General features: G+C 35.6%; 15 protein-coding genes and 1 tRNA gene. 9 read left to right on the top strand and 7 right to left on the bottom strand.

What is annotated here, in order from left to right:
- Nucleotides 1–47: 47 nt before the first annotated feature.
- The 6 genes from C1634_RS21445 to C1634_RS21420 all read right to left on the bottom strand — a co-directional run bounded on the left by C1634_RS21445 (nt 48) and on the right by C1634_RS21420 (nt 7,484).
- Nucleotides 48–467 (bottom strand): energy transducer TonB, encoded by a 420-nt coding sequence (locus C1634_RS21445; RefSeq protein WP_103231459.1) that lies wholly within the window; start codon nt 465–467, stop codon nt 48–50.
- Nucleotides 468–477: 10 nt separating this feature from the next.
- Nucleotides 478–960: a hypothetical protein gene (locus C1634_RS21440; protein WP_103231460.1), complete on the bottom strand. Its 483-nt coding sequence runs from the start codon at nt 958–960 to the stop codon at nt 478–480.
- Between the two features lie 136 nt (nt 961–1,096).
- A complete protein-coding gene (locus C1634_RS21435) occupies nt 1,097–2,830 on the bottom strand; it encodes a thiamine pyrophosphate-dependent enzyme (RefSeq protein WP_103231461.1) in 1,734 nt (577 codons plus the stop codon).
- A gap of 302 nt (nt 2,831–3,132) precedes the next feature.
- Nucleotides 3,133–4,335, bottom strand: a complete 1,203-nt coding sequence (gene lysA, locus C1634_RS21430) for a diaminopimelate decarboxylase (protein ID WP_185145155.1) — start codon at nt 4,333–4,335, stop codon at nt 3,133–3,135.
- 250 nt (nt 4,336–4,585) lie between these two features.
- A complete protein-coding gene (locus C1634_RS21425; protein WP_109739110.1) occupies nt 4,586–5,809 on the bottom strand; it encodes a 3'-5' exonuclease in 1,224 nt (407 codons plus the stop codon).
- A 148-nt stretch (nt 5,810–5,957) separates the two neighbouring features.
- Nucleotides 5,958–7,484: a helicase HerA-like domain-containing protein gene (locus C1634_RS21420; protein ID WP_103235063.1), complete on the bottom strand. Its 1,527-nt coding sequence runs from the start codon at nt 7,482–7,484 to the stop codon at nt 5,958–5,960.
- Between the two features lie 345 nt (nt 7,485–7,829).
- On the opposite strand from C1634_RS21420, the gene C1634_RS21415 reads away from it, so the two are divergent.
- Genes C1634_RS21415 through C1634_RS21405 form a run of 3 tightly spaced genes read left to right on the top strand, consistent with a single transcriptional unit; the run spans nt 7,830 to nt 9,933 of the window.
- The gene (locus C1634_RS21415; RefSeq protein WP_103235064.1) at nt 7,830–9,239 is read left to right on the top strand and encodes an MBL fold metallo-hydrolase; all 1,410 of its coding nucleotides are present in this window, start codon (nt 7,830–7,832) and stop codon (nt 9,237–9,239) included.
- 4 nt (nt 9,240–9,243) lie between these two features.
- Nucleotides 9,244–9,621: a rhodanese-like domain-containing protein gene (locus tag C1634_RS21410; protein ID WP_109739109.1), complete on the top strand. Its 378-nt coding sequence runs from the start codon at nt 9,244–9,246 to the stop codon at nt 9,619–9,621.
- A 12-nt stretch (nt 9,622–9,633) separates the two neighbouring features.
- Nucleotides 9,634–9,933, top strand: coding sequence for a thioredoxin family protein (locus tag C1634_RS21405; protein WP_103235066.1), 300 nt, complete (start codon nt 9,634–9,636; stop codon nt 9,931–9,933).
- Between the two features lie 53 nt (nt 9,934–9,986).
- Here C1634_RS21405 and C1634_RS21400 read toward each other — a convergent pair whose 3' ends face one another.
- Entirely contained in the window at nt 9,987–10,739 is a 753-nt protein-coding gene (locus C1634_RS21400; protein ID WP_109739108.1) for a nitrilase-related carbon-nitrogen hydrolase, read from the bottom strand.
- A gap of 234 nt (nt 10,740–10,973) precedes the next feature.
- Here C1634_RS21400 and C1634_RS21395 point away from each other — a divergent pair, with 234 nt between their 5' ends.
- The 6 genes from C1634_RS21395 (at nt 10,974) to C1634_RS21370 (ending at nt 16,384) form a co-directional block, all read left to right on the top strand.
- The gene (locus tag C1634_RS21395) at nt 10,974–11,414 is read left to right on the top strand and encodes a DUF6646 family protein (RefSeq protein WP_109739107.1); all 441 of its coding nucleotides are present in this window, start codon (nt 10,974–10,976) and stop codon (nt 11,412–11,414) included.
- Between the two features lie 106 nt (nt 11,415–11,520).
- Entirely contained in the window at nt 11,521–13,011 is a 1,491-nt protein-coding gene (gene rseP / locus C1634_RS21390) for an RIP metalloprotease RseP (RefSeq protein WP_109739106.1), read from the top strand.
- Nucleotides 13,012–13,090: 79 nt separating this feature from the next.
- A tRNA-Asn gene (locus tag C1634_RS21385) sits at nt 13,091–13,164 on the top strand.
- A gap of 384 nt (nt 13,165–13,548) precedes the next feature.
- Nucleotides 13,549–15,714, top strand: coding sequence for a zincin-like metallopeptidase toxin domain-containing protein (locus C1634_RS21380; protein ID WP_165835377.1), 2,166 nt, complete (start codon nt 13,549–13,551; stop codon nt 15,712–15,714).
- A gap of 5 nt (nt 15,715–15,719) precedes the next feature.
- Nucleotides 15,720–16,064 (top strand): hypothetical protein, encoded by a 345-nt coding sequence (locus tag C1634_RS21375; RefSeq protein WP_103231359.1) that lies wholly within the window; start codon nt 15,720–15,722, stop codon nt 16,062–16,064.
- Between the two features lie 2 nt (nt 16,065–16,066).
- Entirely contained in the window at nt 16,067–16,384 is a 318-nt protein-coding gene (locus C1634_RS21370) for a hypothetical protein (protein ID WP_109739105.1), read from the top strand.
- The last annotated feature ends 350 nt before the right edge of the window (nt 16,385–16,734 follow it).

Raw genomic sequence — 16,734 nt, 5'->3', positions numbered from 1 at the left:
ATTATTTTAACAAAATCTAAAGTTGTACAAATAGTTTGAATCCACAATTAATCATGGTCATAAGCATTGTTGCTAAAACGAATTTTCATGATCAACTTTGAATCAACCGGTATCCCATTTTTTGTAGCCGGCTGCCACTTTCCTTTTACTTTTTTAAGAGCAAACTTCATATCATCAATAAACGTTTCATCATTTTTGAATCTGGGAAGTATATCGACTTTATCAATTTTCCCTTTTGAATTAATATTAAATAAGAAAGTTACTTCTCCCTGAATTGCATATAAAGCAACATCTATATAAGCATGCACCATATTCAGAAATTCCTTTCTAAAGGCATCTTCACCTCCCGGGAATTCTGCTTTTCTGAAATCTTCTCCTGGCTGTACTTGAATTTGAGTTTTTGTTTCTTGTGAAAACCCTTTAAAACTTAAAAGTAAAAAGGGTAAAACCATAAGGTATTTTTTCATTTATTGGGTATTAGTCTATGTCTGCTGAAATTGAAGAGAAGTTCATCTTAACTTTAATCTGTGAAGCTACAGGCTGTCCGTTGCAAGATGCAGGAGCCCAGTTTTTCTTTATTCTTCTTACGACATACTGCATATCATCAAAAAACACTTCACTGTTAAGAACTTTAGGCATCCCTTTCACATCAACTACTTTTCCTTTAGCATCAAGTACTAAAGTAAATATAAAGTCACCTGTAAGAGCATAGAAATCTGAATTCAGATAAGCATACATGTATTTGTTCAGGATCTCTTTATATGCCGCGACACCTCCTTCATAAGCTGCCGGTTTAAAATCATTACATTTGACCGCAACCTGCATAAAAGGTTCTTTTATATCTATTTTCAAAAGATTCTTATTGCTGTCTCTAATAAAAGAGTCATCACGTTCTTCCTGATCCTGTGCAAATGAAAAATTCGCTGCACATAAAGCTAAAAATAAAAATAGAGCTCTCATAATGTTATTTACTAATAATAAACAAAGGTAAATATTTAGTGCATGTATATAAAAGAAAAACTTCACACAAAATATGAAGTTTTACAATATCTATATCTGAATTTCAGATAGGCTTTCAAATTGATTCTTATTTCTCTTATAGCAAACCTTTGATATGTTTGTAATTGCTCTTTACCGTTTCAAAAACCTCATCCATCTTCCCTCCAAGCATGAGCTGTGCCATAGACTTGGTCATTCCCATCACCTGATCAAATTCAATTTTGGGAGGAAGAGCAAGCGCATTGGGATTGGTAAAGATATTCAGAAGATAAGGACCATTGTGATCTAAGCACTCTTTGATAGCCCCTTCAACATCTTCGGGAAGATGTACGTTTTTACCAGGATAGCCCATCGCATGTGCTACCATCGCAAAGTCTGGGTTGATCATATCTGTCTCATTATCGGGCATACCGCCAACTTCCATTTCCAGCTTTACCATTCCCAGTGTTCTGTTATTGAAAACGATCAGTTTTATTGGTAATTTATACTGAAAAATAGTCGCCATATCTCCTAATAACATAGACAACCCACCGTCGCCACACATCGCAATAACCTGTTTTTCTGGATGTGCCAGAGCTGCTCCAATTGCCATAGGCATTGCATTAGCCATCGATCCATGATTAAAAGATCCCAACATTTTTCTTTCTCCCGTTCCTGTAATGAACCGGGCTCCCCACACACAACACATTCCGGTATCTACGGTAAAGATGGCATCTTTTTTAGCAAGCCTGTCTAAAGTATGTGCTACATATTCCGGCTGTATCGCATTCTCTTTTCCAAAGTCTTTTACATAATCTAACTGGTTTTCTTTTACTTTGTCATAAAATGCCAGCTGTTGATTGAGAAAATGATCATCTGTTTTTTCTTCAAGTAAGGGAAGTAATGCTTTAATCGTTTCTTTGATATCTCCTGTAAGCCCTAATTCCAATTTTGCTCTTCTTCCCAGTCTTTCAGGACTCTCATCTATCTGTACGATTTTATTTTTTACCGGCATGAATTTCTGATATGGAAAATCTGTTCCCAAAAGAATCACCAGATCTGCTTCATGCATCGCATGATAAGCGGAAGGAAACCCTAACAATCCTGTAAGTCCTACTTCATTTGGATTATTGGGCTGAATAGCCATTTTCCCACGGAATGAATACCCTACAGGTGCTTTTAAGAACTTAGACAATGCGATAACCTCTTCACTGGCTTCAGCGGCCCCGATTCCGCAGTATAAGGTTACTTTTTTGCTTTGATTGACCAATGCTGACAAGCTTTTCAGCTCATCGTCCGAGGGTCTTATAATAGGATTGGTTTTAAATATCTGCGGGGAAGTAGGCCCTTCTTCCGCATCCAGTTCAGAAACGTCTCCCGGAAGACCGATCACGGCAACCCCTTTTTTGGAAATAGCATGCTGGATGGCAGTTTGAAAGGTTCTCTGTACCTGTTCCGGGCGTGTAATCATCTGATTATAGTAGCTGCAATCGTCAAACAGCTTTATGGTATTGGTTTCCTGAAAGTAATCCATTCCCATTTCGTCACTGGGAATCGTGGAAGCAATCACCAACATCGGGACATGAGAACGATGTGCCTCATAAACACCATTAATTAAATGAACGTGTCCCGGCCCACAGCTTCCGGCACATACTGCCAGGCCATCAAGCTCAGCTTCCGCAGCTGCAGCATAAGCCCCTACTTCTTCGTGCCGCACATGAATCCATTGAATACTGCTTTTCTTGACAGCAATATTCAAATGATTGAGGCTGTCTCCGGTTACTGCATAAATTCTTTTCACATTGGCTTTTTCGAGCATTTCAACAATTTGCTCTGCAATATTTTTGGCCATAATTAATCTATTTTGGTGGTTGTTTTTTATGAAAAATAGTGATTGACATGGATAAAAAAATCCCTATCTCTATCAAATTTAGCTAATATAGTTGAAAACCCAGTCCCATTTCAATGTTAAAACTTTGTAATTTTATCATAAAACCTTATTATTTTTCAGAAAAAAATCCCCCATTATTTTGGGGGATTTTTTCTTCTTCTTCAAACCTTATAGGTTTAGCACATCAGCAAAGTCTAACCGAATTGATTTAAAAACAAAACAGCCACCCAAAAAGGAGGCTGTTTATCTAGTATATCTTAAGTTTACATTACTATTTCGATCTGATTTCTCAATAGATCTTCAAACTCATCTCTCTTACGAATCAAGTGAGCTTTTCCATCCAAGAACAACACTTCTGCAGGTTTTAATCTTGAGTTGAAGTTTGAGCTCATTTCAAAACCATAGGCTCCTGCATTATGGAAAGCAAGGACATCCCCTTCTCTTACTTCGTTCAGTTTTCTGTCCCAAGCGAATGTATCGGTTTCACAGATATTTCCTACTACAGTATAAATCCTTTCTGCTCCTTTTGGATTGGATAAGTTTTCAATCATGTGGTAAGAATCGTAGAACATGGGACGGATCAGATGGTTGAATCCTGAGTTTACTCCTACGAAAACGGTAGCTGTAGTTTGCTTGATTACATTAGCTTTCACTAATAAATATCCGCTTTTTCCCACTAAGAATTTCCCCGGCTCAAACCATAATTCGAATTTTTTACCAGTAGATTTTGAAAACTCAGAAATTACTTTTTCAACTTTTTTACCTAATGTTCTCACATCGGTCTCTTCTTCACTATCCTGATAAGGAATTTTGAAACCACTTCCCATATCCAGGTATTTCAGGTTCGGGAAATGCTCAGAAAGTTCCAGCATAATTTCCAAAGCCTGCAAAAACACATCCGGATCTTTGATTTCGCTTCCTGTATGCATGTGAAGACCTTCAACATTCAGATTCGTACTTTTCATCACTCTTTCGATGTGACGAACCTGGTGAATAGAAATACCGAATTTACTGTCGATATGCCCCGTCGAAATTTTATAGTTACCTCCGGCGAAAATATGTGGATTGATTCTTACTAAAATAGGATATGTATTTCCGTATTTATTCCCGAATTGCTCAAGAATAGAAATGTTATCAATGTTGATATGAACTCCAAAAGCCATTGCCTCTTCTATTTCAGCCAAGTCAACACAATTGGGAGTAAACAATATTTTTTCTTTCGAAAACCCTGCTTTTAGTCCAAGTTTGACTTCATTAATAGATACACAATCCAAAGATGCGCCCAGGTTCTTGACATACTTAAGGATATTGATATTTGTCAATGCCTTCGCTGCGTAGAAGAACTTTGTATGTTTTAAAAAAGAAGATGTAAGTTTCTCGTATTGAACTTTGATGGACTCGGCATCATAAACATACACTGGTGTGCCAAACTCATTGGCAATCTTTAATAATTCTTTTGAATTCATAATTTCATTTTAACATAAAAAAAGGCAGATTCTTCCAAAAAAGAGTCTGCCACATTGATTATTTTTTATGCAAGACAACTCTTTTAAATATTCCAAACCTTAGAGAACTTTACAGTTCCCTTTTTTCCAGTTTTAATTTGTTTAAAATTTTGCATTGCTTCTACTTATTTTTTACAAAAATACTATTTATTTTTTATTTTAAGAAAAATGATTTGAAAAGCATCTTCTTAATAACGTGTAATTTCCTCTATTATTTGGGTAACGGCAGGGTCTCAAAATCACCACGAAGCAGTGCCAGCTGCAATTCATTATTCAAGTCTGTGGAAGATAATGGAAGATCTATTTTTAACTTAGCCAGCTTGCTTAAGGTCTGAATCTGCGTAAACAATTCATAAAATCCAAAAGAAATCACTTTTCCATTTTCAATGATTAAAAATAATTTTTCGCCCAATTTTCGTCCTAACCCCAGCCACAATTCATTTCTTTTCCTGAATTCAATTTTCTGTTTAAGCACGGAAAAATCAGTAAATTCTTCCTGAGAACCAATAAACTGAACTGCTTTTGTTCCTTGGGTAAATGATCTGAATTTTAAAACCGGTTTTTCTGTTTTATTGAGATTATTCTTTTCAACAATATATTTATTGTTTCTGAAATAAAGCCCAAAAGGCAAAACTTCTTTCTTTTTAATATTCTTAGAGTTCAGAATCAACTTTGCAATAATATCTGTCCCGGTAAGTTCATAGTTAATCTGCTCAACCTCTTTTTGAATCTTTTCCCATTTTTTTGACTTGGAATTGAAAACTTTTTTGGAAAACTTGTTGATATCCTGAACATAATCTGAGAACATGATGCGCCCTACCTCATCCTGAAAATAAACAAAACCCTTATCATTAGGAAGATCCTGAGTAAGCTCTTTGATCTTGTTGATATAGGTTTTTGCATTAGACTCTTCATGCTGTTCCTGAATAATCTCGTTTTCAATATCTTTCGAAATCAGAAGTTTGAAAAGGTCTAACGTTGCTCTTGCATCACCGTCTGCCCTATGATGATTCGTCAAAGGAATTCCAAGTGATTTTACCAGTTTCCCTAATGAATAACTTACCTCATCAGGAATCAGTTTCTTTGCTAAAGGAATGGTATCTAACGTATTGATTTTAAAATCATAGCCTAATCTTTTGAATGACTGGCGAAGCATTCTGTAATCAAAATCGATATTATGACCTACCAAAGTGGTATTTTGCGTTATTTCAATAACTCTTTTGGCTATTTCATGAAATTTCGGGGCAGTTTTGACCATTTTAGGGGTAATATTGGTCAGTTTCTGTACAAAAGGAGTAATATTTCCTTCAGGATTTACCAAAGATATAAACTGGTCAGTAATTTTCTGACCATCATACCGGTAGATGGCAATATCTATAATGCATTCGTCTCTATAACCTGCACCATTACTTTCTATATCTATAATCGAATACATTGAATGTGTGTTAACTGCTGTTTTTAGTTTATTTGTAAAACCGTGTATTATTCCCCAATAAGATCCGGTTCTATTTTTACTGTTATGTAAAGATAACTTGCTAAAATAACAAAAAATATGTCAAAATATAGCAGGTTATGCTTCAAAATTATCTTCTTCTGCCTCCCAAACCAAACATACCGAGAATCGCTTTTGCTCCTTCTCTCATTAATGTACTGGTGAAAGTACGGCCCGCTTTACTTTGCAATACCTGTTCAAACATTCCCGGCTCTTCTTTTACAGGTTTCGTTTTTTGTGTCGGAGCTGGGTTTTGTGCAGCCTGTTCCATTCTGTTGGTTAGCATTTCGTAAGCAGATTCTCTGTCTATAGCTTCTTCATACTTTGCAACGAGAGCTGATTTAGACGTCAGTTCTGAGATTTCCGCCCCACTCAAAACATCCATTCTTGATTCCGGAGAGATCAGATAAGTGTGTACTAATGGTGTGGGTATCCCTTTTTCATCCAAAGCTGTTACAAACGCTTCTCCAATTCCTAAATTCTGAATCAGGCTGGAAGCATTGTAATATTCTGTTGTAGGATAGTTTTCTACCGCCTTGGTAATCTCTTTTTTATCTTTTGCTGTAAACCCTCTCAGCGCGTGCTGTATCTTCAATCCTAATTGAGAAAGTACATTTTCGGGTACGTCACCAGGAATCTGGGTAATAAAATAGATCCCTACTCCTTTTGAACGGATCAGTTTTACCATCGTTTCAATCTGCGAAAGAAGAGCTTTTGATGCTTCATCAAAAATCAGGTGAGCTTCATCGATGAATAATACCAGTTTTGGTCTTCCACTGTCTCCTTCTTCCGGAAATGTCATATAAATTTCAGCAAAAAGTGAAAGCATGAATGTGGAGAAAAGCTGTGGCTTATTCTGAATGTCTGCTACTCTTAATATGTTGACTACTCCCTTACCATCTCTTGTTTCCAGTAAATCCTGAACATCGAAGCTTAATTCACCAAAGAAACCTGCAGCGCCCTGCTGTTCCAATGCAACGATAGACCTTAAAATAGTCCCCAAAGAAGCAGAAGCAATAGATCCGTAATTGGCTGCAAGCTCAGCTTTTCCCTGTGCATTATCTGTTACATACTGCAATACCTTCTTCAGGTCATTAAGATCGATCAATGGAAGTCCTTTATCATCGCAATATTTGAAGACAATAGACATGATGCTTTGCTGAGTATCGTTAAGTTCAAGGATTTTGCTTAGTAAAACAGGTCCAAATTCTGTAACAGTGGCTCTTAATTTCACGCCTTCTCCTCCGGAAATACTCATCAATTCAACCGGAAATCCTTGTGGATTATAAGGAAGCTGGGTTTTAGCATATCTTTCTTCAATGATTGGATTCATCTGCCCTGCTTCAGCAATCCCTGAAAAATCTCCTTTAATATCCAGAACCAATGAAGGAATTCCCGCATGGGAAAGCTGTTCTGCAAATACCTGCAATGTTTTCGTCTTACCTGTTCCGGTAGCTCCGGCAATAAGACCGTGACGGTTAATCGTTTTCAGGGGAATTGTTACGTTTACTCCAGGAACCACTTCTCCATCCAGCATTCCCTTTCCCAATATAATATGTTCTCCTTTTGGAGTATATCTAGCATTTAATTCTTCAATAAATTGTGCTTTGTCTGCCATCTGATTGTTTTTTAACTTATAAATATAAAATTTTTTACAAGATATTTTTAAATATTTTACAATGAACTTTTCTCTATTCTCCAGAAAAATACATTTAACCCTGCATAAGCAAATTCTAAACCACGACCATTAAATCCCTAGTCAATAAGCTCATTCAACTAAAGAAACATGATAAAAAACAGCATTTGTAAATTACCATTATGTAAGGCATTCTTTTTGCTTAAAAACAAAAAGTACTAAACATTCGTTTAACAAAATATTGAAAGAAACTATCACTGGAATTTAACATTTCATTTAGAATTTATCTAATACTTTGTATCTTTAACTCATTAAAAAAAGACCCCAATGAAAATTGAACAAATATATACGGGCTGTCTGGCTCAGGGTGCCTATTATATTGTATCAGAGAATGAAGCAGTCATTATAGATCCTCTAAGAGAGGTAAAACCTTACCTGGATCGTCTGGAAAAAGATAATGTCACTTTAAAATATATTTTTGAAACCCATTTCCACGCTGATTTCGTATCGGGACATTTGGATTTAAGCAAGAAAACAGGAGCTCCGATTGTATACGGACCTACTGCTGCTCCTGAATTTGATGCCATTATTGCGGAAGACAATCAGATTTTTGAGATTGGAAAAGTAAAAATAAAGGTAATGCACACTCCGGGACATACGATGGAAAGCAGCACTTACCTTTTAATAGACGAAAATGGTGTTGAAACGGCAATTTTCACAGGTGACACCCTGTTTTTAGGTGATGTTGGAAGACCGGATCTTGCTCAGAAAGCGACCAACCTTACTCAGGAAGATCTTGCAGGAATTCTGTATGACAGCCTTCAAAACAAAATCATGCCGTTAGCTGACAGCATCACGGTGTATCCTGCTCACGGAGCTGGTTCTGCATGCGGAAAGAATATGCAGAAGGAAACTGTGGATATTTTAGGAAACCAAAAGAAGACGAATTATGCACTTAATCAACCGGATAAAGAATCTTTCATCAGAGAAGTTCTTGATGGTTTAACAGCGCCACCGAAATATTTCGGAATGAATGTAGCGCTAAACAAAGGTGGATATGAAAGTCTGGATGTTGTCATGGACAAAGGTCTACAACCTGTTGCACCTGAAGACTTTGAAGCACTGGCTGAAGAAACAGGAGCCCTAATTTTAGATACAAGAGGAGCTGCGGACTTCCATAAAGGATTTGTTCCCAACTCTATCAATATAGGATTGAAAGGTGACTTTGCCCCATGGGTAGGAAATCTTATCGTGGATGTAAAGCATCCTTTATTACTGGTAACAGACGAGGGAACTGAGGAGGAAGTAATTACCAGATTAAGCAGAGTAGGTTTTGACAATGTAGTAGGTTATCTGAAAGGAAGCTTTGATGCCTGGAAAAATGCAGGTAAAGAAACGGATGAGATCAAAAGAATTACCCCTGCTGAATTTGCTGAACAGTTTACAGAAGATGTTACAGTAATTGATGTGAGAAAACTGACTGAATATTCTGCAGAGCACATTGACAATGCTTACAACAAACCATTGGATGCTATCAGTGACTGGGCCCGCACGATGGATGATTCTGAACACTTCTTCCTGCACTGTGCCGGCGGATACAGAAGCATGATCGCCGCAAGCATTCTTAATTCACACGGAATCAGAAATTTCACTGAGATCGAAGGAGGTTTTAACGGAATCAAAAAAACGGAAAAATTCCCCACTACGGATTTTGTATGTCAATCCAAAACGTCGTAAGATCATGAAGATTCGTTTTTTTGGACTTGTTTTAGCATTAGCTTTTACGCTAAGTGCCTGTAAAACGTCTCATATTCCAGAAACGCCCAAAGTCAGCATCACGGAAGTTGTCAACAGTTCTGATGTAACGTTGGTGGATGTCAGAATTCCGGAACAATATGCTGCGGGAACGGCAAAAAATGCCATTAATATTCCCTTGGCAGAGATTCAGAATAATATAGAAAGCCTTAAGGGTAAAAAAATTGTGGTTTTCTGCAACAAAGGAATCCAGGCGGATCAGGCTATGGAAATTTTGAAGAAAAATGGAGTGGAGGCTTATGATGGTACAAGCTGGAAAAACGTAAAGGCTATTCAGGACGAAACATCTAAAAAGATAAACTAATAAACCCAAAATATGTCACAAAAATTTCAGGAAATCATTGATTCCGAGAGACCCGTACTGATCGACTTTTTCGCAACATGGTGTCAGCCTTGTAAAGTACAGTCTTCGGTATTAAATACAGTAAAGGAAAATATTGGCGAAGAAGCCAGAATCATCAAGGTAGATGTAGACCAGTATCCCGCATTAGCCGCTCAATACGGAGTGCGCGGAGTACCTACGCTGGCGATTTTCAAAAATGGAGAATTATTATGGAAGGAAAGTGGTGTTCATGATGTGAATACATTAACGAACCTTCTGCAGCAATATGCATAGCAAAAGACAAAAAAACAGGCTGAAATTCAATGAATTTCAGCCTGTTTTTTTATTTATAATTCAATTGAAAAGTGATCTCTGTCATTCAAAAACTGAAAGTGCGTTCTAAAATCCTTCAATTCCTCCATATTTAGTTCTGCAGATACAAGATTACCTTTCTTTTCGGAAATTTCTTTTCCATCCGCGAAGAAGCAGTGAGAGCTTTCCTGATAAAAAAGGTTATTTCCATCGGTTCCAATCCTGTTTAGGCCAAACACAAAAGACAGATTTTCAATAGCCCGGGCTTTTAATAAATGCTCCCATGCTCCTACCCTTTTCTCAGGCCAGTTGGCCACATATAAAACAGCATCATAATCATCATTATTTCTGACAAAAACCGGAAAACGGAGATCATAACAGACCTGAAGCAGAAAACGTATTCCTTGGTACTCAACAATCACTCTGTCTTTTCCGGGAGTGTAGACTTTATCTTCTCCTGAAAAGGAAAACAAATGTCTTTTATCGTAAAAGACCGTTTCGCCGCCGGGTTTTATAAAATACATTCTATTGTAAAAGTTTCCGTTTTGTTCTACCGGAGCACTTCCACAGAATGCAGCATTTTTTTCTTTTGAGATTTTCTTTAAAAACTCCAAGGATTCATCATTTCTGTCTGACACTTCGGAAGCATCCATACAAAAACCTGTTGAAAACATTTCGGGAAGAAGAAACAGATCTGCTTCCACATTCTGAAGTTCATTTTCTATGAGTTTAAAATTTTCAGCTTTATTTTTCCAGATGATATCTAAATTTAGCCCTACAACTTTCATCTTTTATTTTTTTAAATTATTTCAAATCTGATGGTTAAAATTACAGCTTTTATCATTACAAAAGAAAACTTTCAGAATAATTAAACAGCAGAAAAATAGAGTCTTCCCCTCAAATACTACGCTGTATTTCTTAATAATTTACTAAAGTCTTCCATTTTTATAATACAGATTCTCTTTCGGTTTCATTTTTGATAGAGTTATTTTTTTATTAATATCCTTAAAAATTAAAAATTTATGAAGAAATTGTTTTTTATGGTGATGATTTTCTTTTTTGGAGCAATGGCCAATGCTCAGGCCTGGACAGGAAAGGGAGATCAGAAAGTACAACTGGGGCTGAGTGCCTGGGGATATGGAACCGGAGTAACGGGAACTTACGATTATGGACTCAACAAACTTATTTCAGTAGGAGCTGGAATTAATGGTTATTTTAGCAATTATAAAAACAATGATAAAGACAATCGTGTGTTTGTTTTTGGAAGGCTAAATTTTCATTTACAGGAGGCACTGAACTTACCTTCAAAATGGGACATTTACCCTGGAGTGGATCTTGGAGTTCTTGGAAAAGACTTCGGAATTGGCGCTCACATTGGAGCCCGCTATTTCTTCACAGAGAAAATTGGGGTGTTTGCAGAGGTAGGTAATAACGGCAGCCTTGGGGTTTCTTTCAATTTATAATCAAAACGTCTCTAAATATGACAAAGCTTCTCGTTTCGAGGAGCTTTTTTATTTGGCATAGTTTTGATAATTGTTACCTTTGCAAATTAAAATCTAAAATTTATTAATGGAAATAGCAATCAAACTTTTTCAGTTCATTCTGAGCATCTCTATACTTGTGCTTCTTCATGAGCTTGGGCATTTTTTACCCGCAATATGGTTCAAGACCAGAGCAGAGAAATTTTTCCTGTTTTTTGATCCTTACTTCTCCATATTCTCCATGAAGAAAATCAACGGAAAATGGCAGTATAAGTTTTTATCAAAGAACCTGCCTGATTCTGAAGTAATAGAGGTAAACGGAAAGAAGGAAGAAGTTCCTATCGATATATCAAAACTGCCAGACAACGACTGGAGAAAACATCCTGAACAAACCAAATACGGTATCGGATGGCTTCCTTTTGGAGGATATGTTAAAATTGCAGGAATGGTGGATGAAAGTATGGATACTGCTCAAATGAAAAAACCGGCAGAACCATGGGAATTCAGATCTAAACCGGCTTGGCAGAGATTGATCATTATGTTGGGTGGGGTTACCGTAAACTTTTTCCTGGCATGGTTAATCTACAGCTGTCTATCTTTCTTCAACGGAGAAACATATACAGATATCTCGAAATTCGACAATGGTATTGAGGCAACTTCAGCAGGAAAGAAAATGGGCTTCCAGAATGGTGACAAAATCATCAGCGTAGACGGAAAACCAGCAGAAAGACTTGAAAACACTTCTATCAATATTCTTTTAGGAGATCATGTTACAGTAAACAGAAACGGGCAGGAAGTTACCTTCCCGGTGAATGCTGACGGTGTTGCAGATGTTCTTAAACAGAGAGAAGCAAAACTTTACATCACTCCAAGAGTTTCTATGGTGATTGATTCATTGGCAACTCCTTCTTCTCAGGCGTCTGGCCTTGCAAAAGGGGATAAAATTGTAGGAATCAACGGTAAGAAAGCAGCATTCTTTGATGAAGTAAGCACTCTTTTAAGTGAAAATAAAGGAAAAACAGTTTCTGTAGACGTTGAAAGAAACGGAGCTTTGCAAACCTTACCAGCAGTTTCTGTTGATAAAAATGGAAAACTAGGAATCGCTATTGAAACAAAAAGCATTGCAAAAGCTATTGTAACCAATAAAAAATATTCTTTTGGAGAAGCTATTCCAAGAGGGTTTACAAGAACGATTGAAGCGTTAACTACTCAGGTGAAACAGTTCAAAATCATGTTCAACTCTAAAGTTCAGGGGTATAAAAATGTAGGAGGTCCTATTGCTATTGTAAAAAATATGCCTGTGGATAAAGATGCTGACGGAAGCTTTAAGATCAACTGGGTGGCTTTCTGGAGCTTTACAGCGATGTTCTCTATATGGTTGGCATTCCTGAATCTTATTCCTATTCCGGGACTTGATGGTGGACACGTTTTGTTTACATTATATGAAATCATTGTAGGAAAACCAGTTCCTCAGAAGGTTTTGGAAAATGCACAGATGATTGGAGTTATCTTCCTTTTAGGCTTGATGCTATTGATCTTCGGAAGTGATATTTTCAAGGTATTTACAGGGAAATTATAATTTTTAAAAATTTTTCTTAAAAATATTTGTAGGGTATAAATATTCGTCCTATATTTGCACCACCTAAAACAAGGGACATTCCTCCTTAGCTCAGTTGGTTAGAGCATCTGACTGTTAATCAGAGGGTCCTTGGTTCGAGCCCAAGAGGAGGAGCAAAAAGACTTACAGAAATGTAAGTCTTTTTTAGTTTATCAAGGTCAAGGTGGACAAAAATTCCTACTCATTTCTAACAAAAATTATCACTCTGTTAAAAATCTTAAAATAAAATTTTAGGATTGCTTTTTCATAAACCTTTCAAAAATTATGTTACAGGACTAAAATCTGGGGATTTAAGGGGAGTACACCAAAATCAAAACATTGAGGAGGGGGTAGTTTTCTATATAGGTGCTGTTACCATACATAAAAAGAGGTTTTCACATTTTGGATAAACCAAAATTCTAATAATATCATTTTAATAATAACTTAATTGATTTAGTAACACGACAAGTTTTGTCGTTACCCGTATCTACATTTGGCTCACAATAAACTCAAATGATTATGATACAGAGATTAAATTATGTTTTAAGTAGAGACATCCACAGCCCTTTAGGGGAAAACAGTGTATTTCATGAAACCTTTGTTGTTCCCCCAGAGTTGAAAGACAGTTATCCAAAGTCAGAAAAATATAGTGTGGTTCATCATCAGGCCATTTTCTGTAAAAGTGGAATAGAAGTTTTTGACAGGTACAAAAAGGACAAAATAGAATCTGACTACTTTACTATTTACTATGAGGAGACTTCCAAAAACACGAGTAATTTTTTTGGAACAGCTTGTAGGGTGAAAATGGGAGATTATGCAAGGCAAAGACTAATTAAAGACTACAATAGTAATGGGAAAACTATTAATTATGATGGTAATACGGTAGATGGGAGTGTATCAGATTTCAATAGCCTCATAAAGCTAATAGCCAAAGATTATGGAATTGATGACACATTATTGAAAGGTGCTATCTATTTGGAAATACTTGAAAAAAGTAAAATTAACGAAGCTTTTAAAAATGTATCATCATTAAATAACCAATTAGCAGATTGGTTAAAAGGAGGTATTGAAGCCACTGAAAAATGGAAATTTACAGAGGAAAACTATGATTACATCAAGTTTTATGTTGAACCCATATATAACAACTATCAAAACAAAATTGGTGCAATTGGCCTTCCTAAACAAGAAGTAAAATATAAACCTATTATTCCTGTCCCATTTCCTTGCAATGAGTATAAGAATATGTCTAGTAATCAACAAGGGATTGCAGAATCTGGATTAAAAAAGCTCTCTGAATTTATAGCCTCTTTTGATGAAATCTCTACTGCTACTGTTTTCAACATCGTGAAGGCAACTCCTACTATTACGGATGATATTTTATTTGCTGTTACATTCCTCGTGAAGAACTTCATTGAGGACAATATGCCTGATAGTATAAAAAGTATTTACAATAAACTAAAAGTTTTATTTAAGGAAGTTCTGGGCATTGTTTCAAACATTAGAAGTGTAATTAGTGAAAAATTAAACCGAGAAATTGCAAAAATCAATGCTTTTCTCTGTGGGATACTCAATGGACTGATCTCTTTGGTGCAAATGATTATCATGCTGTTAGCAATGGTTATGGACCATCTTCCCATTTTTGAATTGGAGAAAATGAGTGCATTGGAACTGGCAAAACATCAAGAGAAACTCGAATTTATAGAAGATTTTGTAGATTTATTTGATAAAAATGCAAAAGAGTTCCTTAACGGAATTAAAAAACTCTTTACTGATGATAAAATATGGAAAGACATTTCTGCTTTTATTTCTAGCCTAAGTAAAAAGATTTCCAATTACAATGAGTATTTCTGGGCTTACTTCATAGGGGGAGTTGCATTTGAATTGATTTTAGATGCTGTTATTGCCTACTTCACAGGTGGAAGCTCATTAGTTGCTGAAGCATCTGCAAAAATCAGTAGATTAACAGCCAAAGCAGAACAGACAGGAGCAAAAGCACTGAATTTTTCTAAAAATTTAGGGAAGAAAATTGTAAACACAGCACAAGACCTCTATAAATGGCTTGAAAAAGAGTTTCTTGAAATGATTGAAGCTATAAAGAATGGGAAAGTGGCAGACTGGATTAAAAAGAAAATTGATGCTATATTTGGAAGTGGAAATAGAATCCAAGATGAAGTAGTTGAGGATATTGAGGAGCTTTTCAGAAAAATTAATGATGGTTTTGGATTCGATGGGGGGAGATTGCTAACCATAAAAGAGCTTAAAAAACTTCGAAAATTACTAAAGGAACTTTATGATGTAGATTTGAAAATCGTAGATAAGGACTTTGGAATGAAGCAAAAGCTTAAAGACTGGAATGCAAGAGGTGTAGTGGGCTCTTTCAATCCAAGATTAAAAACCATGTTTTTACGTTCGGAAGTCTCAGAATTAACGGTTTTCCATGAAATGGTTCATATGAAAACCTGGAAAAGATTGTCACCTGAAGGGTATGCAAAATTACCCCTTTGGGAAGATGAAACAATGGTTTGGGATGCTATCTGGAAAACAAAAGAAAAATGGACAAAAATTGAACTTGTAGATTCTTATGAATATATGAATAAGTTCAGGGAGGAATCTGGAATAAGCAAAATTTTCATTGATGAAATGGAAGAGTTAGTAAAATTAAGAAAATTAGGAATATTAAAATAATATTTATGAAAAATACTGATAAACAAATACTTGAACTATCTAAAAAAATTCTAAATAATTCTGGGTTCGGTTATGATGACGAGAATCAAATAAAGTGTACACAATTAAATGAAGACTCTTTCTTTGGTTACAACAAAAAAGAAAATCAAAATATTTGGCAGATTTCTTTTTTATGGGGAGAAGAAGAATTTGGTAAAAGCAGAGGTGCTTTCCTATATATTGATGATGATAAAAAATTACCACTTTTATTGGTTCATTCACTTGGTCAATCAAAAATTAGATATTCTTTGTCAAATGATGGAAAAACAATTGTTAGTAGTACTAATGTAAAGTTTACTATTGAAGAGTAAAAATGAAACATACAAAAGAACAAATTGAGGAAATTGCTAAAGAAGTTTTAGATAAAACAAATTTTACATATGATACCAAAGAAAAAATGATTGTTCGTGAAAATGAAGATTTCTACTTGGATGGAGAAAAAATCAACTCTTGGAATGTATCAGTATTTTTTGGAGAAGAAGATTGGGGTAAAAACCAATTAGCAGGACTTATAATTAGTGATGATACTGGTCATCCAATTTACTTACAGCATAGTTTTAATAGTTTCATTTATTATAAGGTTCATAATAATGGAGAAATCTCAACGGAAGTCAGACAAGGTAGCAGGTAACAAATAAATTTTTATGTATTAAAACTGTTAAAAAATAGGCAAAAACAAATCTGCCACTTATTTTTGACAACCAATTAGTAGTTAGTATTTTAACATATAAAATGAAGCATTTATGTTGCTACATATATAGAGAAAGAATAATTCCCTCTGAAACTGGAGGGAATTATTCTTTCTTAAAACCCCGTTAAAGGTCTATGCTTATATTTAAATTTATAAAGAATTTCTTTCAGTAAAAGTGATTTTGTATTTTCCAATAGCTTAAATCTCTTTAAACCATTTATCACCCCTCCCACCTACAACCCTTCTTTGTTTTAGCATCAGATATAGCATCATCCCTATCATTAGTCTGG

The organism is Chryseobacterium viscerum (assembly GCF_002899945.2).
GTDB lineage: Bacteria > Bacteroidota > Bacteroidia > Flavobacteriales > Weeksellaceae > Chryseobacterium > Chryseobacterium viscerum.
The sequence above is the reverse complement of the archived record's forward strand: the minus strand, read 5'-3'. Positions and strand labels throughout refer to the sequence as shown.